Below are 23,748 nucleotides of genomic sequence, written 5' to 3' on the forward strand. Positions count from 1 at the left end.
AGGGTTCTGTGGCACCAGAACCCTTACACTAATTGTGGTTTTTTTAACCACCAAAAAGCAAAAATGCACAGCTCAAAGAGCTGTGCTATCCATTTTATTACTTGTTTTTGTTCTGCTAAATTGCAGACTGAGCTTAATGAACGCTACCATGCTCATCTGCTCGACTTTGTATTGGTTGTTCGCTCTGCAACATCTTATTGAGGTTTCGCAACGAGTGCAGATGCAAGTACACAAGCTCTAGCCCATCTGTGGCAAACAGCGCAGATAACGCCTCTTGGGGTAAGGCTTTTAACTTCTCTTTATTGATCACTTTAAAGCCTGTTAAAGTGCGTTCTTCGCCTGTAGGTAGAGTGAACTTCGCCCCCATATCTTCAAACAGATCAAGCTCGACCAGTTTGTTACAAAATGCTTGGGTGCGTTGGTAATGATTTTGGTAGTCTTGAAGAAAACTCAATACTTTTTCTAAGTACTGGGTTTGCTCACCATCAGAATCAAATAAGCGCTCACCTTTATCTTGCTGATTGCAACCCGCATAAGACTCATCAAGGCACAAGGTGAGTGTTTTCTCTTCGTCTGTGCTTGCAAAAACAAAGGGATAGCGTCTGACAAAAGCAGGAATATATTTCGCTACCCACTGCCCTTGATCGTTCACATATAAATTTTCGTCTTGCTTGATCCCCATAACAACCACGGGGAGCAACTGCTTTCCTTCTCCGGCAAATACAATAGAATAATCCTGAGCAGCATGTGGAAACTCCGCTGCCATCAAGGGCACTGAGTTGACCTTTTTCGCAAAGTCATAATTATTCTCAGCCTTAATCGACCAATTTTGATGGCGCTTCTTATTGACTGCTTCTACTTGTCCGTAAATCAATAGTTGTGTAGCCACGTTGAACTCCTTTTCCTATTTTAAATTGCTTCGCACGCAGTAAATTACGCCGAAACTATGTTGCCTCTAAAGCTTGCGCTTTAGACTTCAAATCAATATTTGGTTAACCGAGACAGTTCCAGATCTTCATTTAACACCTGTAAATCTGTAGACACTTCTTTTCCTTGTAGGGAACTATTCACTTGGTCTAAATCAAATTCAGTTAATGTGCCTACCGCACGTTTAAGACGTAAATTGTTGTACAAATAATCATAGCGGGCCGCAGAGTACTCGGTACGAGCAATGAAAAGATCCCGCACCGCATCAAGCACTGTAACCCCTGTTGTGACACCAGATTCAAAGGATTGCTCTTTAAATTCTACGGCCGACTCATACGCTTCTACTGATTTTTTCAGAGCTTCTACTTTACTAATGGAGCTGGTGACGCCAGTGAAAGCATCGCGAGTTTCTCGTGAGGTTTGTCGCCACGACTGCTCGAGTTCATTACGGGATTTTTCATACAAGCTTTCCGTTTCACGAACCCTTGAAGAGACCGAGCCACCCGCATAAATAGGCACTTTTAAACGAATCATTACATCAGCAGTTTCTAACTCACTGCCACCGCCAAACAATGAACCACGAGTCTCAGAGATGTTATAAGAAGCCACTAAATCCAGTTCAGGATAATGTCCCCCCTGCTGGCTGCGGATTTCTTCGCGAGCGGCCTCAAGGGCACTTTGTTTTGCTAAAATAGTAGGGTTATTTTTTTGAGCGTTTTCAATCCAGGTTTGAACTTGATACGGGTCGGGTTTAACTAAGCTCAGCTCGTCACCCAAAGTGGACAATGTGGCGGGAATGGTTCCGGTTAATTCATAAAGCCCTTGTAACGCATCTCGTAGGGAGTTACCAATTTCAATTTTACGTGCTTGCGCTTGTAGCAACCGCGCTTCTGAGTCCAACACATCGGTTCTTCTAGCGAGGCCATTAGCCGCTTGCGTCCCCACAAACTCATTCAACTCTTGAAGTGACTTCACTTCTGCATCAATGCCTAAATAAATATCGCGCTTCTTAAGTACGGTAAAATACGCTCTTGCCACTCGTAGCATTAGCTCTTGCCTTACATCTTCAAGCTCAGCTGCTACTCGTTTAACATCTTGTTCAGACTGAGAAAAAGCTGCCCAATTACTGAAACTATAGATAGACTGGGTTAAGGAAAGAGTTAAATCGTTGGTGGGGTAATCGGTAGAGCCGGTTTGATAAACCTGGTTATCCGCGCTGATGATTTTTTGATAAGTCTGGGTATGACTCAATTCAAGGTCCAATGTAGGAAGTAGAAAAGCAAGTGCTTGCTCATACACCTCTTTATCCGCATCATGCTGAGCAATACCTGCACGATATATGGGATCATATTGTAATGCTTGTTGATACACATCGAGCAAATTCTCCGCGCTGGCATTTGAGACCAAAGCCCCAAGCGTTAGCACGCTGAACAGTTTCCTAATCATTTTTTCATCCCTGCACTTAAAACGATCAAATCCATCAATCGAGTAAAAACATCACACCCAAGCACCCACTCGATAAGGCGGGCTTATACATTAACAACAAGTATACACATCATTTACAAAATGACACAACCAGCAACAATAATTATTCTCAAACACCAGCCACCCATTCTCAAATACTAGCCACCCACCTTATTTCCACCTTAATTTAGCCACCCATAACAAAACAACCACTCACCTTAATTTAGCCACCCATAACAAAACAACCATTTAAAGGCATCAACTCTCATGCCTTCAGGAATTCATCACCAGTGACGACAGTGGGCAGGAAAATACTCTTTAAATAGTTATAAATGTCGAGTTTTGATTGCTAAATCAAGAAATCGATTCCATAGAGAAAAACGAAATCACCCAATGCTTGATTGGGTATTATGAATGGCGTTTTATTTGTTAATAAAAAACTAACTTGCTAGGTGTTGGCAACACCAAGAAAAGTGCCGTCGTCGTTTTCCGAGGTGTTCACAATAACAAGTGAGTTCTTCCAGTGTCCCAACCGGACCACGAAACAACCGACCAAATTCAGTTGTTAATTTCAGCCAGTTATCACTTGGAATGTGCATTTTTGTTAGTAATTGAGAACTTTCCTCACTCATTAATCCACGTTTGCCATGACTAATAATACGTCCAGTTTCGGCTACTAACGTTAGATAATCTTTAAGAGAAAACGGGAGATTTTTGTTATTTGTATTGACTTCATTTCCACTAAAAGGCAATAAACTTTTCGGTTGCTCACCTTTTATAGCAGCCCTAATGCGAAGTTGAATACTCGTATGATCGGATTGCTCTGGAGTGTCGGTCATTTTTGCTCTAATAGGATTGAGATCGACGTAAGCCATGCACGTCAAAAGTGCAGTTTCATCTAATAAGGCTTGCGACTTAAATCGCCCCTCCCAAAAACGACCAGTACAGTTATCCTCTTGATTTGCTTGACGAGCAATGGGTTCATTTAAACAACGCATGAACCAACTAATATCACACAACCGGCTGCGATAAGTCGCAATGGTATGTTTTAATATCGATATTTCTGCAGGTGCCACTAGCTCACCTTTGACAAACCGATGAGTTAGATCATCCCCTTTAAATAGTTGATGCCATTGCTGCAAAACCTCGCTATCTGTCCAGTTATTGGCAGTGTCAATATCGATCCGCAATATCACATGCAAGTGATTAGACATAACGGCAAAAGCCGCTACATCGATGGCAAAAATAGCCTCTAATTTCATTAACAATGACTCAACCCAACCTCTTCTATGGTCATAATTTTTACCAGAAAATGAGTCATCACCGCATAAATACGCACGCCGAACCACGCGACTGCAACAGTGATAATAGGGTGTATCTTCAATACTAATTTGAGTGCGTCTAGGACGTGGCATAAGAATACTCCAGCATTGATGGCTTCCTAAAGTTTAGTCGATAGTTGAGATCGTGCTATTTGCTATGGATGGCAAATGTAATTGTGCATTACTGATTTGACTTAATCATGGATGTCTTAAATTAATCAATAGTTGAGATCGTGTTATTTGCTATGGATGGCAAATGTAATTGTGCATTACTGATTTGACTTAATCATGGGTGTCTTAAATTAATCATGGGTGGCCTGATTTAATAGGTGTATTGATATGCTATTGATTTCAATATGGAAAATTATTTCTTTTGTTTTTATCACACTAGATACGTTAATTTTTGTTGCAGGTGCAACATAAACACACTATGATTGCCGTCGTTAATTTGTTGCAGGTGAAACATTATGATGCATAAAGTATATCAATGGATATTGTCTTTTATTCTTGGGGTCAGTGTTATTTTTGCTGTGTTTTTAGTCGCGAGTGATAATCTTGCGCCTTTTACAACGCAAGCGCAGTTACATATTCCAACCAGTCGCATTGCTGCTGAAGTCTCAGCTTCCGTTGTAGAACTGGTTGTTAAAAATGAACAAGAAGTAAAAAAGGGGGATGTGTTAGTTAAACTTGATCCAACCCGTTACCAATTAGCATTGCAAGAAGCTAACGCTGCTCTCGTGCAAGCAAAGCAACGTTTACTAGCTAAAAAACAACAACTTAATGGTTCTCGGGCGGCCTTACTTCAGCGTAAGAAAGAGTATGAAAACGCGCAAAGGAAGCTAAATCGAAACCTGCAGTTATCCAAAAAACACCTGATTAGCCAAGAGATGCTAGATAACAGCCGTGCTGAATCGGTTGTGCGCCAACAAGCAGTAAAAGCCTCACAAGCTCAAATTGCACAACTACAAGCAGAGTTATTACAAAATAGTGACTCAGGTGCACTTGCCATTGCTCGAGCTAAAGTGTCTGAGGCTGAATTAAATCTAGCCAAAACCACCATACTCGCGCCAGTTGACGGAGTGATCAGTAACTTAAATTTAAACAAAGGGAGCTATGTTGGTGCGGGTAGTCCGATTTTATTTCTTGTTGATCGACAACGTGCATGGGTAAATGCAGACTTTAATGAGAAAGGGATGCATCACCTACAAACGGGTGCCCAAGTAAGGTTGGTATTTGATGCTTTACCCGGCCAAGTCTTCGATGGACAGGTGAACGGGCATGAACTAGCAATACATGATGCAAGCAGTGACAACAATGGTCTTGCACATGTAGTCAATGACGATCATTGGATTCGAGACCAACAAAAAGTACGTACACAAATTACTATGACCCGCATAGACCCGACCTTATTTTCAGGTTCCAAAGTGAGTGTTATGGTAAAACCTGAATCCACAATGTGGAGTGCTCTAGGAAGTGCCTGGATGGGGCTTTTATCAACAATCCGTTACTTGGTGTAGAGGTTGATAATGAACCACTCAACACGTGGCCCGATTAATTGGCCTGAAGTCATCTGGATTTCCTCTATTGTGTCACTGGGTATGTTGGCACAAATAGGGTTACAACTTGGCATTGCCGCCTACTTAGCTTTGTTCCCTGTTATGGCGGCAACAAAACTTAATGACTATTCATTATCCGGTATGCTTAAGGCTTTTTATCCTATTGTATTGGTGGCTTGTGCTGCATTATTAGTTAATCAACTTTTTTCGGCCCACCCTGCCGTTGTGTGGTGTATAAGCCTTTGGGTATTTGATCGCGCACGACGCTGGGCTGACTCCCCCAGCAAGTTAGGCTTTATTTTGATCCCGTTACTTAACTGGTTTTTAGTCACTATTTTTGCTCAACAAAGTCATTTTGTGATGATCGATTGGGTGCGAGATATGACAGTAAGCATGTTAACAACCATGGTTGTTGTTCGCTTTGTATGTTTATTTTTGTCACCACCAAAGTCAATGCCACCACCCAAAATGCCTAACTCACCAGTCACTTACCGTCAAAGACTGATTTTTGTTACCATGCTAGGCATAGGATTAGGTTTCTTAATGTTAGTGAATTTGGTTTCAGCGACCTTTTGCATGATGCCGGTCATCGTTGCCGCGGCACAAAGCCGTGAGGAACACTATCAAATGGTGATTCGGAACTGTCTTTTTGCACATGTGGGTGGCTGCGCATTAGTCATGATTTTTATCAGCTTGTTAGCTGGGCAACATATTCATAATTTAATTTATATTCTATGCCTTGGTGGCTTAATCACCCTTATTGCTGTCTGGATTAGCGGCAGTCGAGGTGGCACTCGAGGATTACACAGTGAAGCTATGTTAGGCACTATGCTGCCATTACAATTATACGTTTCTGCTACCGATCTTGGTCTGCAGAATATCTATTTTCGCGGAGAACTAATGTTTACGGTATTAGTAATATTAGTGATTTGCCAAGGGGTTATTTATGGATCATCCAATGCCAATATCAATCACCGGAATCAATAGCTTAGATACAAATCCAATGTTTTTAATGGGCTTGGTTTATAAGCAATTTCGCTGCAATGTTTCAACACAAATGAGTGCAATGAACATTACTTTAGAAATGTATGGCGCCCTACGTGTATTACATGAACAAGGGGAAATGACACAGCAGCAATTAGCTGATTATTTACTCAGAAACCGCTCTGTTACGAAACGGCTTGTTGATAATGGGATTAAATTTGGCTTAATTATCGCGAATAAAAGCGCAACAAATAAAAAAGTGAAACTACTGACGCTAACACCTGATGGTGAGCAGATGGTCAACCAATGCACACCTATCATCAATAACATTACTCAGCAATTTCAAGATAAACTTAGTAAATCTGAATCCAAGAAACTGGTAACGCTGTTATCCAAACTGATTAGCAGCGATCACTTCGTGGATTAGCCCTTAATTAAAAATAACAATAAATCACTGAGCTTAGCGTAAGGCTCAGACACTCAACGACACTTAGTCCCAGATGGCAACTCGAAGGTATACTTATAATCTATTGGTTTATTAAGATCTAATCTAGCAATGGTTTGCTCGGCTAAAAATTGGTATAAAAATTGGGTATCACAAACATTATTGTAAGTAGAACCCTCAGTAAGCAATTCTTGTCTGCGGTCATCCGCATTCCAGAAGTTGAGCTTATACGTCGTTATCGTATGTATGCCCGTTTTAGTAGAGCTACCGGTCACACCAAATTTTTTGTCTTTAGTTGTCGTACACTTAGTACCAGAGGCATTGCATTTAGTATGGGTTGTGCCTGTTTCAACCATGCCATAATCGTCAGAGGTATATTGATAGGTTTGTGATCTTTTATTTACACTAACAAAAGCTTCAACATCAACTTCCACGGCTTGTGATTTAACATCGCTCTCGGAAAACACATTCAAAAAACCACGCTTATGCAAAGCTTCAATGGTAGGTTTCACATAGTATTTAGATTGAATGTCAGACTTATCAGCCACTGCCACTACTATGTTTTCATTCATTGAATAATTAACATCAGGATCAACCATACTGTACTGGCTTGCGCTTATATAATTTGCACAACCAGATAAGATGACAGGTACTAGCCCAACCATAAGCCATTGTTTAATGTTCATAATGCCGTTTTCAAGTCAATTTTATGCGCATCATACGTCATAAATAACATGTAAATGTTGATGAAAAATCAATTTTTACAATGCACAGATTTAAAATACCCAAATGCCACTCAACATCAGTCTTTTCAAAGATGCCAGTGTCACGTCATATAGACATAACACCCTATCTATCTCTAATGGCCACCCTACCCTTAAAACTTCCACTTTATCAGCACGACTGCTAATCCCACTAAACACACTTGTTTCAGACTATTACAGACCATGGCCACCCATTGTAAATAACAAGATTACATATCAGAAATGAATGCATTACCTGTTAGCAAACAGGAAGTTAGGTTAAATCTGAAAATATACAAACTGGGTACTTTAATGTGGGTGTCCGGATAAATCCTCAAAATGAATGCATTACCTGTTAACAGACTGGAAGTTAGATTAAATCTGAAAATATACAAAACTGGGTACTTTAGTATGGGTGTCCATATAAATCGATATAAATCGTGCATATAAATCGTGATTAAAGTAGCTGAATTTGATTCGCTATAAACACAATTATTTACACTCCGTTCTACAAATGGGTCCATGAGGCATCACCAAGGCACGCGCTTACTTGACTACAAACGCCAAAAACGACAAAGGCCTGACAACTTGAAAAGCTGTCAGGCCTTATAGAATGTGGCGCGCCCTGTAGGATTCGAACCTACGACCACATCCTTAGAAGGGACGTGCTCTATCCAGCTGAGCTAAGGGCGCGCTATAGGGAAAGGATTATACGAGTTGAGAGGCGTGGGTCAACGAGTTTGTCTCACATTTTCTTCTAAGTGTTGAAAAAAAAGACAATGCTGTGATTTTTATGGATAAAACATCATAAGCAAACGTTTGCTTTGTAGCAAAAGTGTTTCTTTTCTGCGACAATGCGCGCAAATGTTGAACCGCATAAAATAGGGATCGTCATGACTGCTCAAAATATTGATGGGAAACTCATTTCTCAAACTGTTCGTTCTGAAGTTAAGGCTCGTGTTAAGGCTCGCACTGATGCGGGATTACGCGCTCCTGGCTTGGCTGTGGTGCTGGTTGGTCAAGACCCCGCTTCACAAGTCTATGTGGGCAGTAAACGCCGTGCCTGTGAGGAAGTCGGCTTTGTATCTAAGTCTTTTGACCTTCCCTCTTCCGCAACAGAACAAGAGCTATTAGCTCTGATTGATCAATTGAATGTTGATGATGAAGTGGATGGTATTTTGGTTCAACTTCCGCTACCTGCTGGTATTGATTCTACGGATATTCTTGAACGTATTATTCCGGAGAAAGATGTGGATGGCTTCCATCCTTACAATGTTGGTCGTCTGGCGCAACGCATGCCTAAGCTTCGTTCATGTACGCCTAAAGGTATCATTACACTGTTAGAACGTTACAACATCCCTACTCATGGCAAGCATGCCGTGATTGTGGGTGCATCTAATATTGTTGGTCGCCCGATGACATTAGAGTTGCTTCTTGCCGGTTGTACTACCACAACTTGTCATCGCTTTACCAAAGATCTGGAAAGCCATGTACGCCAAGCTGATGTGCTCGTGGTGGCGGTTGGTAAACCTAATTTTGTACCGGGACACTGGGTGAAAAAAGGCGCGGTTGTGATCGATGTAGGCATCAACCGTTTAGAGAGTGGCAAGCTTATTGGCGATGTGGAGTACGACGTAGCAAAACAAAATGCCAGCTTCATCACTCCAGTCCCTGGGGGCGTTGGACCTATGACGGTAGCTAGCTTAATTGAAAACACTCTGATTGCTTGTGAACGATACGGCAAGTAAGTTTCGTTTGAGCGAGGTTTTCCTCGCTCAATGTTTTACCCTACTTCAACTCATCCGCTAGCGTACTTACCGCCAACCCAAAGTAATACGAACGATTCCAGTCCATTAACACTTTATAGTTGTTATACACTAAGTACACTCTGCCGGAAGGGGAATCTGGCGCGATAAGCCAAGCATTAATTTCTTTATTTAATTTAGGCAGATCATACCCTTGCAGATCACGTACCCCTAGCTCTTGCCATTGGCTTAACGTTTTACCTTGCTCACTTTTTAAGCCAAATTGTGCGGCATCAATGGGGCGAGTTAAGGTGACTTGTCGCCCCCAAGTGTAATGATTATTCCAACCGGCCTGTTTTAAATAATTGGCCGCAGAGGCAAACACATCTTGTTCGTTATGCCAGATGTTTTTGCTGCCATCCCCATTGCCGTCCGCAGCATAGTTCAAAAAAGAGCTCGGCATAAACTGAGGCTGCCCCATTGCCCCAGCCCAAGAGCCTTTCATGTTTTTCGCACTAATATGACCTTGATCTAAGATGGTTAATGCCGCCATCAGTTCTTTACGAAAAAAGGCCTCTCGTCGCCCCTCATAAGCCATTGTGGATAAAGCATCAATGACACTGTAGCCTCCGGTTAATGCACCAAAGTTGCTTTCTACACCCCATAAGGCCACGATAAAGCGAGGTTGTACACCATACTCAGCCCCGATACGCTCTAGCTCTACTCTGTGTTTTTGATATTTTTGTCGAGCTTGCTTGATCTTCCACTGTGGCACTGCGCGAGGAATGTACTCATCTAAAGTAATTTTTTGCTCCGGTTGCGAGCGATCAGCGGACACGGCGCGAGGTTTAAACTGCACATTAGCAAAAGCCGTATTGATCGTTTTTACACTGATACCCCGATTGCTTGCTTCACTTTTAAAGGTGGTGACATATTCATCAAAACTCATCTCAGCCTCAGATGCTTGAATATTCACCGACAAAAAATAACTACTAGCCAACAGTATATGTCCAGCGGTCTTAGGCCACTTTAGTGCTGTTATCATTATTTCTCCATTTCCATTAAATTAACCGGTTGAGTCATTTTGTTGTTTTTTACGCTGTTTGTAGCTTTCTAGCTCATTTTCTACCGGTGGCGGAATTTGCAAAAAGAAGCCATCGTTTAATAACGACTCTTTTACTTTATCCACATCTACGGTTGCCAGAGAACGTTTAGCAAGATTGACCACCATTACCATGGTTGGCTTACCAAACATCTGCATCAATTGTTCTGGTACCGGAGAGAAATCATCTTTCTTGGTGATGTACAGATACATCCCCGGTTTTTTGTTACTTTTATATATTGCACAAATCATATACGACCTTGCTCTATCGAGTTCATATGAGACGTTAAAACTGTGAAAACGTCACTTTTAAAGTGTTTGGTTGATTTTGGGCCTAAAGCTAACATTTGACAACAAGTTACTTGTCGGCTGTCTCTATGATAGATAACATGACCTAATACTGTTTGATTATATGCCAAGGCTAAGTTAGATGTCTCAAACTCCAGATTTAAAAGGAAGCAGTTTTCCGCTTACTGTGCTTCATATGCATGAACACAGTACCGAATCTGCAATTTGTTACTTAGACGGGAAAGTTGCTAAAGCCCCCGCTTTTTTCAAATCCGCTCCATTGGTTATTAATCTCTCTCAGGCTAGCTCAGATCTCGATTTAACCCTCCTTAAACAAGGTATCATCAATGTCGGCATGGTACCCGTAGGAGTGACTGATTGTAACGATAAACAATTAGAAAAACGTGCTCGAGAAGCCGGTTTGGCGGTGATGACAGGAACCAACCGCCCAGATAAAGCCCCTGAGCCTATTATGCCGAGTAAAATTGTTCGTAATCCAGTTCGCTCTGGACAACAAATTTACGCGAAGAATTGCGATCTTATCATCCTCAACCATGTCAGTGCTGGGGCTGAAGTGATCGCCGACGGAAGTATTCATATTTATGGCACCTTGCGTGGACGAGCTCTCGCTGGAGCAAGTGGGCAAGCGGCCTCAATAATCTGCCATAACATGCAAGCAGAATTAGTTTCCATCGCTGGCAACTATTGGCTTGCAGAGCAAATAGAATCACACCATTGGGGAGAGCAAGTGATATTGAGTTTGACGGACCAAACCCTACACTGCGACCTTCTAAATATTAAATAAAGGATAAAATGATGGCACGTATTGTTGTTGTTACTTCAGGAAAAGGCGGCGTAGGAAAAACCACCTCCAGCGCTGCTATCGCATCGGGTCTTGCGCTAAAGGGCAAGAAAACCGCTGTTATCGACTTTGATATCGGTTTGCGAAATCTCGACCTAATTATGGGCTGTGAACGTCGCGTTGTTTATGATTTCGTTAACGTTATCAACGGTGAAGCCACGCTAAATCAAGCACTAATAAAAGATAAACGCACCGAAAACTTATTTATTCTTCCTGCCTCACAAACCCGTGATAAAGATGCCCTTTCCAAAGACGGCGTCCAGCAAGTATTAAATGATCTGGATGAGATGGGTTTTGACTTTGTTATTTGTGACTCTCCAGCCGGTATCGAGCAAGGGGCATTGATGGCCCTTTACTTTGCTGATGAAGCCATAGTCACCACTAACCCAGAAGTCTCTTCTGTTCGCGATTCAGACCGTATTTTAGGCATCCTTGACTCTAAGTCTCGACGTGCAGAACAAGGCCTTGAGCCTGTGCAAACACACCTATTGCTTACTCGCTACCACCCTGCCCGCGTCACCCAAGGGGAAATGCTCAGCGTTGATGATGTAGAAGAGATTTTGCACATTAACCTATTAGGTGTGATTCCTGAAAGCCAAGCGGTACTGAACGCATCTAACAAAGGTGTTCCTGTCATTTTTGATGACCAGTCTGATGCTGGTATGGCGTATCATGACACTGTTGAGCGTCTACTCGGGGAGCAAATTGAGTTTCGTTTCTTAACTGAACCGAAAAAAGGCATCTTTAAACGTCTATTTGGAGGTTAATGCTCTATGTCCCTACTAGAATTTTTTCGTCCCAAAAAGAAATCTACGGCTAATTTAGCAAAAGAGCGCTTACAAATTATTGTTGCAGAGCGTCGTAGCCATGATGATCCAGCCCCTTCTTATCTTCCTGAGTTGAAGGCTGATATCCTTAGAGTGATCAGTAAATATATTGAAGTGGACCCAGATATGGTGAATGTCTCTTTTGAACAAAAAGATGATGATATTTCCGTACTTGAGTTAAACGTTAAACTCCCAGAAGAAGAGTAGCGTTTTTCATTCAATGATAAAAAAGGCGATAAGTATCTTGTACTTATCGCCTTTTTGTTATGCTTTTAATTAAGACCAATCACACTAAGTAAGTGATCAGAAATAGCGCAGTTATCGAGTATTTTAACAAGCTAGAATAACCGGTTATTTAGTACGATGGGTATCACCTAGTTTTTTAAGCAGTTTATCCCCTAGCAAGGGCTTACGCCATCCTTGCATGAGATCAGGAGTAGACTGTGGATCTTGATTTTTACACCAAACCCAAGAGATCAATTGATTGATCTGCTTCTTAGACGCTAAAAATTCAGGTGCCAGATGCGATGCTTTCAATACCTTATTCATTTCGTCTTTTAAGGCTTTAAACGTTTGTTTGTAGTTAGGTAAATCGACTAAACGTTCAATTTTTTCTGGCCAATCCTCTTCTGCCGTACCCTGTGCGTTACGTACAATATTTGCAATGACCGCGCTATAGCGACGCACTGAACGCACATCACACTGCTGACGCTCCATTTCACGACTTGAGGTTAAGTTAAAGCGAGCAACAGTTAAGAGATCCGTTTCTTTAAACACAAAGTTAAGGGCTAAATCTTTACGTACTGCCGTTTCATAACGCCAAGTCGCCAGTGGTTTTAATACACTCAACTGCTTGGCTGATAGTTGCCATGCACCTTTGATATTAAGATACGCCATTTCAGGATCATGACGACGAATTCGTTTTGACACTTGGCGTTCCGACTCTTGCAGTGCATCCTGCCAGCAACCCGACTCTTGTAATAAGCCATGCAACTTGTCAAACATCGGCAATAGATAAAAAACATCGGCAGCCGCATAGTTAAGCTGTTTCTCGGTAAGGGGTCTGGCTAACCAATCGGTGCGCGATTCGCTCTTATCCAGTTCAACCGACAAGTATTCATTGACTAAACTGGCAAATCCGGTGGACAAGCCATGACCAATAAATGCCGCCATCACTTGCGTATCCACCATCGGCGTTGGCACGCTTTGAAAGTGGTGCTGGAAAACTTCTAGATCTTCACCACAGGCATGCAAAACTTTCAGCACCTTCTGATCTTGAAAAAGCTCAACGATTGGCGTGATATCGTCAATGACAGTGGTGTCAATCAGGCTAAGAAGTTCGCCATCATACATTTGCACTAAACCAAGCTGTGGGAAAAAAGTTCGGGTCCGGACAAATTCGGTATCCAACATGACCGCTTCTTTCTGTCGTGCCTGTGTGCACGCCTGTGCCAGAGTTTCAGTGTCTGTCACTATTTGATAATTCAAAATACTCTCTTTACCTTAATTAAAAATGCCCCTACTTTGCATTCGCTAACGCGCCTACTCAGTAAGGGCTTTTGCTCAATATCGGTGTGTCGAAGCCGATTTATCAGATTATGCTTTGCTACGTAATTCGCGACGCAAAATCTTACCTACGTTCGTCTTAGGAAGGTCATCCATAAACGCGACCACTTTAGGTATTTTATAACCTGTTAGGTGGACACGACAATGACTTATTAACTCTTCTTTTGTCAAAGACGGATCGCGTTTCACTACGCAAATCTTAACCACTTCACCTGATACTGGGTGCGGTTCACCAATGGCAGCCACTTCAAGCACCTTACCATGTAGTGCCACCACATCTTCAATTTCGTTTGGATACACATTGAAACCCGACACCAAAATCATGTCTTTCTTACGATCAACGATGTGCAAAAAGCCTTCATCATCAAACTTAACCACATCACCAGTGGAAAGCCATCCCTCTTGAGTAATCACTTCTCGAGTGGCTTCTGGGCGTTTCCAATATCCTTGCATCACCTGTGGGCCACGTACTTGTAGCTCTCCCACTTCGGTATTTGCTAGCACGTTGCCTTCATCATCCACTACGCGTACTTCTGTTGATGGCACAGGTAGACCAATGGAGCCATTGTAGTCAACCATATCGTGAGGGCAACCTGACACCAATGGTGCACATTCGGTTAAGCCATAACCTTCCAGTAAGAAAACTCCAGTGGTTTTTTTCCATTCATCGGCCACGGCTTTTTGCACGGCCATGCCACCACCGACAGCAAGATTTAACTTACTAAAGTCCAACTCATGGAAGTCTTCATTGTTGACTAAAGCATTGAATAAGGTATTTACCCCTGTAATTGCGGTAAACGGAGCCTTTTTCAGCTCTTTAACAAAGGTAGGAATGTCTCTAGGGTTAGTGATCAGTAAATTACTCGCACCTAATTCTAAGAATAAAAGACCATTCACTGTTAAAGCAAAAATATGGTACAGAGGCAAAGCGGTCACCACGAGCTCTTTACCCTCTACCAGTTTAGGCGCATACGCACCTTTGGCTTGCAGGACATTGGCAACCATATTACGGTGCGTCAACACCGCACCTTTCGCCACACCGGTTGTTCCCCCCGTGTATTGCAAAAAGGCAATATCTTCGCCACTCATAAACGGTTTCACATACTGTAAACGACGGCCTTTACGCAAGGCTTGTTTAAAGGAAATGGCTCCCGGAAGGTCATACTTTGGCACCATACCCTTCACATATTTCACCACAAAGTCCACCAGCGTGCCTTTGGCCGTCGGTAGCATTTGTCCCAGACTGGTCAATACCACGTTTTTCACCGAAGTATTATCCACCACTTGCTCTAGGGTATTGGCAAAATTAGATACGATAACGATGGTTTCTACTTCGGCATCATTAAGTTGATGCTCAAGTTCACGCGGGGTATAAAGGGGATTAACATTAACGGCGATACACCCTGCGCGTAGTATGCCAAACAATGCAATAGGGTATTGCAGTAAGTTAGGCATCATTAAGGCAACTCGGTCACCTTTTTTAAGTTTTAATTCGTTTTGCAAATAGGCGGCAAAAGCACGGCTTCTTTCTTCTAATTTACGATACGTCATCACCGAACCCATGTTGAGGAAGGCCGGTTGATCTGCAAATTTCTGAACACTGTTTTCAAACATCTCAATGAGAGATGGATAGCTGTCAGGGTCTATCACTTCTGGTACATCAGAAGGGTATCGAGAGAGCCAAGGTTTATTCACGTTTTTACTCCTGAAAAAATAGCCGTAGATCATATACAACTATCAGGTTGAATTTATTTGAGTTATTACGATTCTATTACAGAATAGTCGGGATTTTGAAACACATTTAAATCTAGCTCACAAAAGCTCATTAACTGCATGAAATTAACTCAATTATCGCTGTAGAAACAAGCAAAGCTTGCGATATATGACAATGGTGCCCCCCTGCAACGGTAAGCGTGTTACTTTTAGCGCGGCTACGCTCTGATAAATGGGCCATCCCTTTGTCTCCAATAATCAATAAATTAGAACTGGGTAATGCGTCTATTACCTGCTGTGCATGCTGTTCCGACATTCGGTAAAGGGAACTCGCTTTTAACTTAATATCATGACGCCACTGCCACCCCTTATCGGTGCGGTGACTGTCTCTCATCACTAAAGGAGTGACGGCTTCAGGGGGGAGATTATATCTGGCGGCGCGCAACGCCACCATCGCCTCGACACTGTTAAAGTAACGCGGTGGCTTATTTGCTAAACGATGCCGACTTTGCACCCCTTTTCTTAAGCGTTCAATGCTGTGACATTGGGCTTCTGATAGTGGGCCATAGCCTTCAATTTGGACAAGATGCTCCACATATTCAGGAAAGGCTGCGCAGTAACAACTGGCGATAAGCGCCCCCATGGAGTGGCCCACAATGGCTAACGGTTGCTCAGATTCAAGCTGTAAAATAACTTGATGCAACGTATCGATATAGTCATGAAATGGGTAATAACCACTGGTAGCATGAGAGCTTAATCCATGTCCTGGAAGATCAATGGCCAGCAGTTGAGCGTGTGGAAACTGCTCTTGCATCTGTTGCATAAGTGGGGTGAACGAGGCGGCATTATCTAGCCAGCCATGCACAAATAACACAGTGCAAACCGGTTGTGTAGGGGCTGTACTAAGGGCGGCTATCACTCCTTGTGTCAATGCAAAACGGCGTTCACTGAACATGTCTATTCAACGCTCTGCACAACATGTCCTTTGCTTGGCCCATAATGCACATTTCGGCAATATAACGAGCGACAAGGGAAACGAGTCATAGGCTGGTCTTGCACAATAATTTGCTCACGAATTTGCCATAAATGGTAGCCCGTGACCTGCAAAACTGGAAAGCGATAGTCGAACTCGCCAACCTTACCGGTTTCATTGCCATTCGGTTGCCCTAACACGGTAACTAAACGTCCCTCAGCAAAGGTTAACGGGTCAATAAATCCGTCCACATAAGCGATAAAGCGTCCTTGGGGTTCCACATTAATATCTGGTTTGCCATCTTTGCCAATAGGCAAGTTCACCAACTCAAGACGGGTTTTGTGCTGTAAGTTACTCACTTTCGCAATCACACCACCTAAGCGCACTTCCTGCACGGCATTCGGCTCACTATTAACCCATGTTTCATACTCAGTAACCAGTGGCTTTTTACTTGAGACCAGTGTCTCGGGCAAAGAGCTACAAGCGGTGAGTAGTGATGTAAATAGCAATGTCATTAACACTTTGTGCATACTGCCCTCCAGCGGACGCCAAGCTGCGTTCGGTTATTCTCGGCCGGGTAATTTTTTCCAAGCCACTTTATCACGCAAATACACCGGAGATGCTTGCTCCGCACTGATTTGATTACCGTGTACTAATTCATGTTGCGCCAAGACCACAATATCTTGAGATTCGGGATAAAGCACCCCGCTCTCGGTGCGTTGCAGTGGCAGTGGCAGTGATTTCAGTTCTTCGGCGTAGGCTTCCCAACCGGTACCCACTTGAGTCCAAATGCGCTCATCGTCCACCGTTTTATGGGCTAACTCCAAAGGAGGGATCACACACTCATTATCATCTGCATGCCATTCCCCTGAGGACTGACGACTAAAGCGTCCCCAATACACCTCACTCATACGTGCATCAATGGCGGCAGCAACATGTTGGGCCTGCGTAGTACGGTATGCACCTTGCGCCATGGCTTGCAGTGTTGATATGCCTAGCATAGGCAAGTCAGCACCAAAGGCCAGTCCTTGAGCAATACCGATACCAATACGCACGCCAGTGAAACTGCCCGGACCACGGCCAAAGGCTAAAGCGTCTAATTGGGTAAGCTTAACGCCCGCCTCTACTAACAATTCATCTACCATAGGTAAGATCTTGCTAGTATGGCCACGGGGGGCATATTCCCCTTTAGATAACACTTCTCCGTCCATCATGATGGCGGCAGAGCAAAACTCCGTTGAGGTATCGAGTGCTAATATTTTTGCTTTCATCGGTTTCTCTGTTATTCGTTGTGCATGTGAGTCTCAATGTTATTTGCTCATCGAAGACTGCAAAAAATGGATAATGGTTGAGACGCTGCGCGTACGCGGTATCGGTGGCAAGCTAGATAAAAACATTTTTCCATAGTCACGGGTGACTAAGCGATTATCGCAGATAATCAATGCCCCTTTATCACTTGTGTCCCTGATTAACCGCCCTACCCCTTGCTTCAGTGCAATGACGGCGTCGGGAAGTTGTACTTCATAAAACGGTTCACCCCCATTGAGTTTACAATCCTCAATGCGCGCTTTTAACAGCGGATCATCGGGAGGCGTAAACGGTAATTTGTCAATAATAACACAGCTTAACGCGTCACCTCTAACATCTATGCCTTCCCAAAATGCGCCCGTTGCCACCAGTAACGCATCTCCTAACTGAGTAAACTCTTTCAGCAACGCTTGTTTACTGCTCTCACCTTGCATTAATACCGGCAAATCCAGTCGCTGGCGAAAGCGCTCGGTGAGATCTTTCATCATAGAATGAGAAGTGCATAAGAAAAAGCAACGCCCTTTATTGGCCTCTATAACCGGGGTTAATATCGTCACTAAATGTTGTGCCATTTGTGCACTGTTCGGCTCAGGCAAATAGCGAGGTACGCATAACCTTGCTTGGGTTTGAAAATCAAAAGGGCTACTCAGAGCCAAGTTCTGTTGGTCTTTTAAGCCCAAGCGCGAGGTGAAGTGCTGAAAATCACCGGATACAGACAGCGTGGCTGAGGTAAAAATCCAACTGCCACCGTGCTCATCCATTTGTTGTTGGAATTTATTGGCTACCGACAGTGGCGTAATGTTAAGGGAGAAGTGACGAGGCGTACACTCAAACCAATAGGAGTACCCCATAATGGATGTATCACAGACGCGGGTTAAGCGGTTGTGAATTTGAGTGGTACGGTCAAAGGCCGTATCCAAAAGTTGACTGCGACCCAGCGCCATTTTTAGTACATCTCGACACAACTGTAGCGCGTCATTTAAGCGCTCTATTTCTCGTTGTAGATTAGGATTTTTTAAGGCATCGCGCCAATTGCCACGAAAGCCAGGTTCACCTAATGCTAGGCGCATTTGCGCAGCCGAACTGGTTAATTTCTCTGCCACTTTTTGCAATTGACGCATATCTTTTGCTTCAGTGCGGTAACCTATTTCAATATCTTTCGCTAAATCAGCAATGTGCTTAGAGCTCATTGATTGACCGAAATATTGGCTTGCAATATCCGGGATCTGATGTGCCTCATCAAAAATAAACACTTCTGCTTCAGGGAGCAGTTCACCAAATCCTGTTTCCTTAACGGCCATATCCGCCAAAAACAAATGATGATTCACCACCACAAGATCCGCTTGTAACGCTTTATTTCTGGCCTTAAACACAAAACATTCAGCAAAACTTGGGCAATCTTTGCCTAAACAGTTTTCATTGGTCGAGGTGATATCTGGAATCACTTTACTGTCTTCGGCTAAATCTTCGCACTCACCTAAATCACCACTTTGGGTAGACGAAGACCAAGAGCGCACTTTCACTAACTGGCTAAGCAGTTGCGGATCCGATGAGTGACTGTGGCTTTCTATTATTTGCCGACTCAACCTATCTAAGCACAAATAGTTCCCTCGCCCCTTTAACAGCGCAATACGCCCCATAAACCCAAGGGCCGCTTTCATTAACGGTAAGTCTCGATGAAACAGTTGTTCTTGCAGGTTTTTAGACCCAGTAGAGACAATGGTTTTTTTACCACTGAGCAGAGCAGGAGCAAGGTAAGCAAAAGTTTTTCCCGTACCTGTCCCCGCTTCTATCACCAATGGTTGCTGTTGTTGAATGGCGTGGTAGACACGCTCGGCCATCATGGTTTGCTCATCACGAGGCTGAAAGCCGGAAATGGTTTGACCCAATGCACCGTCGGCTGAGAACACGCTACTGATTTTCAAAAATTGCCCTTAGCATAGGTTTATAGGGAGAAAAATAATTATGTCAGCTTTTGTCACTGATACCAATGGCCGTCACGCAATGTGTGCATAAGCAAGGATGCTCGGCTATGTTCCGCGTTGCGAGATACATGCCAGCACAAACTCTCTAAGCACTTGAATTTGCAAGAAAGAGAATAATTAGATACTGTCTAAGCTCATCATTTTTCATCACTTATTAGTAACCAAAGAGTCATCATGGAAAGAAAGACCCTCCTCACCCATTGCTCAGACGAACCAGGCTTGATCGCCAAGATCACCAACATTTGTTATAAGCATCAACTGAACATCATTCATAATAATGAATTTGTAGACAATACCTGCAGCCACTTTTTTATGCGTACTGAGCTTGAAGGCAATTTTAATGACCGCGTGTTTATGGAAGACTTGCAGTTAGCTTTACCAAGCAACGCCGAAAAAAAACTGGTGGATTCTAGCAAGAAAAAAATCGTTGTTTTAGTCACTAAAGAATCGCACTGCTTAGGTGATATTCTGATGAAAACCTTTGATGGTAGTCTCAACGTTGAGATTACTGCCGTGGTCAGTAACTACGATGTGTTAAAGCCACTGGTTGATAAGTTCGATATCCCATTTCGTCATGTGAGCCATGAAGGCCTCAGTCGAGAAGATCATGAACGGCAAGTTCAACAAGCCATTGATAGCTTTGATGCTGACTATTTGGTTTTAGCAAAATACATGCGCATTTTGACCCCAAGCTTTGTGGAGCATTATCAAGATCGCATTATCAATATCCATCACAGCTTCTTGCCAGCCTTTATTGGTGCTAAGCCGTATTTACAAGCCTTTGAACGTGGCGTGAAAATTATTGGTGCTACCGCGCACTTCGTGACCAATGACTTAGATGAAGGCCCAATCATTAAGCAAGACGTTATTCCTGTGGATCACAACTTTAGCGCGCAAGATATGGCGCAAGCGGGCCGTGACGTAGAGAAAAATGTATTGAGTAAATCCCTTAACAAAGTGGTCAATGACCATGTATTTGTGTACGGCAACAAGACGGTCATTCTATAACAGAGATTGGGGGCTCCTAAGCCCCTTTGCCTTGCTCTGATTCAACAATGCGCTTTAAAGAGTGAGGATGCAGCTTGATGCACACACCCTCCTTTTTAAATGCAATCGTTGGGTTAGCAAGGCGCTCCCCCTCTCCCTTTGGGCTCGACAGTTTCATTTTGCAATCGCCACTTGGATTAAAACTCGGCAATCGTTGTAGCAAATCGTGTAAATACTCATCGGCCAACTCTTTGGCAGATGGAATCACAAATTCAATGTGCTCCCAGTCCTGCTTAGGATAGGTTTTCCCTGCAGCTGGGTACGGCAACTCCAAGCACTCAATAGACCAAGCCCCCACTTTAATGGGCGTGTTAAACGCCATCACCACTATTGGCCTGCCATTAATATTGGCTTCAGATAAGGTCGTTGCGTGCTCTAGCCAGGCTTGATGGGCCAAGACCGCTAAATCATAATCGTTAATGCGCAACGCAATATGGTCCGCTTGATACTGGGTAAGATCTAGCCCTAACTCCTGCCCTAACCGCTCTATGTGATAGGCAAACTCTTGCACGCGCTCTAGCATCTGCTGTGGATGAAGACCGGCAGCCAATAAAGGTTCCATTTTTCTGCTCTTTTGTCATTTATCGAGGTTTTGACAAAAGTTTACCGACTACGCCGAGTTTTGCTACTGAATAATTGACAAAGTGACAGGGTCGAATGCTTTTAGATTGGCCATTAACTTGTTATCATTACCCCCATTTTTGTGAACTACGGCACGAAAGCACTTATTTCGCTTTCTTGACACTCCTTGAATTGAAGGAATTGCGTGTGAATATCCAAGCACTTATCAACGACAAAGTATCTCAAGCATTAGAAGCAGCGGGCGCCCCAGCAGGCAGTCCAGCGGCCGTGCGTCAATCGGCAAAAGCTCAGTTTGGTGACTATCAAGCTAACGGCGTAATGGGCGTAGCAAAGCGACTAGGTACAAACCCTCGAGAATTTGCTCAAAAAGTGCTTGAGCACCTAGACCTTGACGGCATTGCGAGCAAAACCGAAATCGCCGGCCCTGGCTTTATCAATATTTTCCTTAGCGAAGACTTCCTAGCTAAATCAGCAAAAGAAGCACTGGCTGATCCTCGTCTTGGCGTCACCGCAGAAGCACCGACAACAATCGTAGCCGATTACTCTGCCCCTAACGTGGCTAAAGAGATGCACGTTGGCCACCTGCGCTCAACCATCATTGGTGACGCTGTGGTTCGTACTCTTGAGTTTTTAGGCCATAAAGTGATCCGCGCCAACCACATTGGTGATTGGGGTACTCAGTTTGGTATGCTCATTGCTAACCTAGAGCGTATTCAACAGCAAGACGGCGAAGTTTCTATGAAACTGTCCGATCTTGAAGGATTTTACCGCGAATCTAAAAAACTCTACGACGAAGACGAAGCGTTTGCAGTTAAAGCTCGTAGCTACGTAGTTAAATTGCAAAGTGGCGATGCGTTCTGCGTAGATATGTGGAAAAAGCTGGTGGATATCACCATGAAGCAAAACCAACTTAACTACGACCGTCTCAACGTGTCACTAACTCGTGATGATGTCATGGGTGAAAGCCAATATAACCATATGCTAGGAAACGTGGTTGCTGACCTAAAAGAAAAAGGCCTAGCTAAAGAAGATGACGGCGCGCAAGTGGTGTTCCTTGATGAATACAAAAACAAAGATGGCGACCCTATGGGTGTTATCGTGCAAAAACGCGATGGTGGCTTCCTATACACCACGACCGATATTGCGTGTGCTAAATACCGTTATGAAGAACTGGGGGCGGATCGCGTTCTTTACTTCATCGATTCACGTCAGCATCAGCATCTAATGCAAGCCTGGACTATTGTTCGTAAAGCCGGTTATGTACCAGAGGAGATCTCTCTTGAGCACCACGCCTTTGGTATGATGCTTGGTAAAGATGGTCGTCCATTTAAAACTCGCGCCGGTGGTACAGTTCGTCTTGTGGATCTTCTTGATGAAGCAGAAGAACGTGCACAAAAACTGATTGAGTCTAAAAACCCTGAACTTGCGGAAGATGAGAAAAAATCGATTGCGACAACCGTTGCAATGGCGGCGGTTAAATACGCCGATCTTTCCAAGCACCGCACAACCGATTATGTCTTTGATTGGGACAACATGCTGGCCTTTGAAGGTAATACTGCTCCATATATGCAATATGCCTACACTCGCGTGGCTTCTGTATTTGCTAAAGCGGGCGTATCTATGGATAACCTGCAAGGTGATATCATCATCACTGATGCAAAAGAAAAAGCCCTTGCTTCTAAACTCATGCAGTTTGAAGAAGCCGTTCAGTCTGTAGCGCGTGAAGGTCAACCACATATTATGTGTAGCTACTTGTTTGAACTTGCAGGTCAATTCTCTAGCTTCTATGAAGCGTGCCCAATTCTTGTGGCAGAAGAGGAAGCGGTAAAACAAAGCCGTCTACAATTGGCTGCGTTAACGGCAAAAACCATCAAGCAAGGCTTGTCTCTACTGGGTATTGAAACTCTAGAGCGCATGTAATAGCCGACTAAATCAGCCACGATATAGAGATGAAAAAGGATCTGACTGCAGATCCTTTTTTTTTGCGTTGCCTTCACCTATTGAGTGCTAAGCGCCCGTCACTTTTGAGCCTCGAACGACCTGATAAACCGCAATATTGTTATCGGCTAGGCGTTTTACCGCGTCAGGAATGCATTGAATTGGCATGGCTAACTCGTAACCAAACTCCAGATGCTTAATCGTATTTGCGTGCGTCTGCCCAACGAGCTGACTTAACACTTGCAGCGCGCTGCCTTGCCACTCACCGACTTCAAAATAGACCTTGTACAATGCTTCTGTGTAATCTTTTGGTGTACCGCAGGTCATGGCCTATCCTCTTTGTGTCGTTATCCATAAAAAAGGCATCTCAT

Annotated in this window: 23 protein-coding genes and 1 tRNA gene; 9 read left to right on the plus strand and 15 right to left on the minus strand. The window is 43.5% G+C overall.

The genetic code is table 11. The annotated features are described in order from the left end of the window. Positions 1-133: 133 nt before the first annotated feature. From OCU56_RS08850 to OCU56_RS08860, 3 genes are all read right to left on the minus strand, one after another. Positions 134-889, minus strand: a complete 756-nt coding sequence (locus tag OCU56_RS08850) for a SapC family protein (RefSeq protein ID WP_261872869.1) — start codon at positions 887-889, stop codon at positions 134-136. Positions 890-981: 92 nt separating this feature from the next. Continuing rightward, positions 982-2,373 (minus strand): TolC family outer membrane protein, encoded by a 1,392-nt coding sequence (locus OCU56_RS08855; protein ID WP_261872870.1) that lies wholly within the window; start codon positions 2,371-2,373, stop codon positions 982-984. Between the two features lie 458 nt (positions 2,374-2,831). Beyond that, on the minus strand, positions 2,832-3,806 hold the full coding sequence (locus OCU56_RS08860; RefSeq protein ID WP_261872871.1) for a transposase: 975 nt from the start codon (positions 3,804-3,806) through the stop codon (positions 2,832-2,834). 374 nt (positions 3,807-4,180) lie between these two features. Here OCU56_RS08860 and OCU56_RS08865 point away from each other — a divergent pair, with 374 nt between their 5' ends. The 3 genes from OCU56_RS08865 to OCU56_RS08875 are packed head-to-tail and all read left to right on the plus strand — an operon-like array spanning position 4,181 to position 6,680. Next, positions 4,181-5,230 (plus strand): HlyD family secretion protein, encoded by a 1,050-nt coding sequence (locus tag OCU56_RS08865; RefSeq protein WP_261872872.1) that lies wholly within the window; start codon positions 4,181-4,183, stop codon positions 5,228-5,230. A gap of 9 nt (positions 5,231-5,239) precedes the next feature. Next, positions 5,240-6,256, plus strand: a complete 1,017-nt coding sequence (locus tag OCU56_RS08870) for a DUF2955 domain-containing protein (protein WP_261872873.1) — start codon at positions 5,240-5,242, stop codon at positions 6,254-6,256. Then, on the plus strand, positions 6,228-6,680 hold the full coding sequence (locus OCU56_RS08875) for a MarR family winged helix-turn-helix transcriptional regulator (protein WP_261872874.1): 453 nt from the start codon (positions 6,228-6,230) through the stop codon (positions 6,678-6,680). Before OCU56_RS08870 ends, OCU56_RS08875 begins: the two co-directional genes overlap by 29 nt. Before the next feature lie 53 nt (positions 6,681-6,733). Here the strand turns inward: OCU56_RS08875 and OCU56_RS08880 are convergent, their stop codons facing one another. Then, positions 6,734-7,384, minus strand: coding sequence for a hypothetical protein (locus OCU56_RS08880; RefSeq protein WP_261872875.1), 651 nt, complete (start codon positions 7,382-7,384; stop codon positions 6,734-6,736). Positions 7,385-8,057: 673 nt separating this feature from the next. Further along, a tRNA-Arg gene (locus OCU56_RS08885) sits at positions 8,058-8,134 on the minus strand. 200 nt (positions 8,135-8,334) lie between these two features. On the opposite strand from OCU56_RS08885, the gene folD reads away from it, so the two are divergent. Next, positions 8,335-9,189, plus strand: coding sequence for a bifunctional methylenetetrahydrofolate dehydrogenase/methenyltetrahydrofolate cyclohydrolase FolD (gene folD / locus OCU56_RS08890; protein WP_261872876.1), 855 nt, complete (start codon positions 8,335-8,337; stop codon positions 9,187-9,189). A 40-nt stretch (positions 9,190-9,229) separates the two neighbouring features. Here folD and OCU56_RS08895 read toward each other — a convergent pair whose 3' ends face one another. Continuing rightward, entirely contained in the window at positions 9,230-10,231 is a 1,002-nt protein-coding gene (locus tag OCU56_RS08895; RefSeq protein ID WP_261872877.1) for a lytic murein transglycosylase, read from the minus strand. Positions 10,232-10,252: 21 nt separating this feature from the next. Next, positions 10,253-10,540, minus strand: a complete 288-nt coding sequence (locus OCU56_RS08900) for a YcgL domain-containing protein (RefSeq protein ID WP_261872878.1) — start codon at positions 10,538-10,540, stop codon at positions 10,253-10,255. Positions 10,541-10,718: 178 nt separating this feature from the next. Between OCU56_RS08900 and minC the strand changes: the two genes are divergently transcribed. Genes minC through minE form a run of 3 tightly spaced genes read left to right on the plus strand, consistent with a single transcriptional unit; the run spans position 10,719 to position 12,472 of the window. After that, positions 10,719-11,381, plus strand: coding sequence for a septum site-determining protein MinC (gene minC / locus OCU56_RS08905; RefSeq protein ID WP_261872879.1), 663 nt, complete (start codon positions 10,719-10,721; stop codon positions 11,379-11,381). Positions 11,382-11,392: 11 nt separating this feature from the next. Next, positions 11,393-12,205 (plus strand): septum site-determining protein MinD, encoded by an 813-nt coding sequence (gene minD / locus OCU56_RS08910; RefSeq protein ID WP_261874799.1) that lies wholly within the window; start codon positions 11,393-11,395, stop codon positions 12,203-12,205. A gap of 6 nt (positions 12,206-12,211) precedes the next feature. Next, a complete protein-coding gene (minE, locus tag OCU56_RS08915; protein ID WP_261872880.1) occupies positions 12,212-12,472 on the plus strand; it encodes a cell division topological specificity factor MinE in 261 nt (86 codons plus the stop codon). Between the two features lie 144 nt (positions 12,473-12,616). Here minE and rnd read toward each other — a convergent pair whose 3' ends face one another. The 6 genes from rnd to OCU56_RS08945 form a co-directional block, all read right to left on the minus strand. Beyond that, the gene (gene rnd, locus OCU56_RS08920; RefSeq protein ID WP_261872881.1) at positions 12,617-13,753 is read right to left on the minus strand and encodes a ribonuclease D; all 1,137 of its coding nucleotides are present in this window, start codon (positions 13,751-13,753) and stop codon (positions 12,617-12,619) included. A 108-nt stretch (positions 13,754-13,861) separates the two neighbouring features. Continuing rightward, positions 13,862-15,526, minus strand: coding sequence for a long-chain-fatty-acid--CoA ligase FadD (gene fadD / locus OCU56_RS08925; RefSeq protein WP_261872882.1), 1,665 nt, complete (start codon positions 15,524-15,526; stop codon positions 13,862-13,864). A 130-nt stretch (positions 15,527-15,656) separates the two neighbouring features. Beyond that, positions 15,657-16,499 carry an alpha/beta fold hydrolase gene (locus OCU56_RS08930; protein ID WP_261872883.1) on the minus strand — a complete coding sequence of 281 codons (843 nt, stop codon included), beginning with the start codon at positions 16,497-16,499 and terminating at the stop codon, positions 15,657-15,659. 2 nt (positions 16,500-16,501) lie between these two features. After that, complete coding sequence (locus OCU56_RS08935) at positions 16,502-17,047, minus strand: Slp family lipoprotein (RefSeq protein ID WP_261872884.1); 546 nt, start codon at positions 17,045-17,047, stop codon at positions 16,502-16,504. A gap of 33 nt (positions 17,048-17,080) precedes the next feature. Continuing rightward, positions 17,081-17,788 carry a tRNA (adenosine(37)-N6)-threonylcarbamoyltransferase complex dimerization subunit type 1 TsaB gene (gene tsaB / locus OCU56_RS08940; RefSeq protein WP_261872885.1) on the minus strand — a complete coding sequence of 236 codons (708 nt, stop codon included), beginning with the start codon at positions 17,786-17,788 and terminating at the stop codon, positions 17,081-17,083. A gap of 39 nt (positions 17,789-17,827) precedes the next feature. Next, positions 17,828-19,750 carry an ATP-dependent DNA helicase gene (locus OCU56_RS08945; protein WP_261872886.1) on the minus strand — a complete coding sequence of 641 codons (1,923 nt, stop codon included), beginning with the start codon at positions 19,748-19,750 and terminating at the stop codon, positions 17,828-17,830. 234 nt (positions 19,751-19,984) lie between these two features. On the opposite strand from OCU56_RS08945, the gene purU reads away from it, so the two are divergent. Next, positions 19,985-20,818, plus strand: coding sequence for a formyltetrahydrofolate deformylase (purU, locus tag OCU56_RS08950; RefSeq protein ID WP_261872887.1), 834 nt, complete (start codon positions 19,985-19,987; stop codon positions 20,816-20,818). Positions 20,819-20,834: 16 nt separating this feature from the next. On the opposite strand, the gene OCU56_RS08955 is transcribed toward purU, so the two are convergent. After that, on the minus strand, positions 20,835-21,419 hold the full coding sequence (locus tag OCU56_RS08955; RefSeq protein ID WP_261872888.1) for a VOC family protein: 585 nt from the start codon (positions 21,417-21,419) through the stop codon (positions 20,835-20,837). Positions 21,420-21,625: 206 nt separating this feature from the next. On the opposite strand from OCU56_RS08955, the gene argS reads away from it, so the two are divergent. Then, a complete protein-coding gene (argS, locus tag OCU56_RS08960; RefSeq protein ID WP_261872889.1) occupies positions 21,626-23,359 on the plus strand; it encodes an arginine--tRNA ligase in 1,734 nt (577 codons plus the stop codon). An 87-nt stretch (positions 23,360-23,446) separates the two neighbouring features. Here the strand turns inward: argS and OCU56_RS08965 are convergent, their stop codons facing one another. Continuing rightward, entirely contained in the window at positions 23,447-23,704 is a 258-nt protein-coding gene (locus tag OCU56_RS08965; protein WP_261872890.1) for a hypothetical protein, read from the minus strand. Positions 23,705-23,748: the final 44 nt, after the last annotated feature.

Origin of the sequence: Vibrio rarus, from assembly GCF_024347075.1 — a bacterium.
Lineage (GTDB): Bacteria > Pseudomonadota > Gammaproteobacteria > Enterobacterales > Vibrionaceae > Vibrio > Vibrio rarus.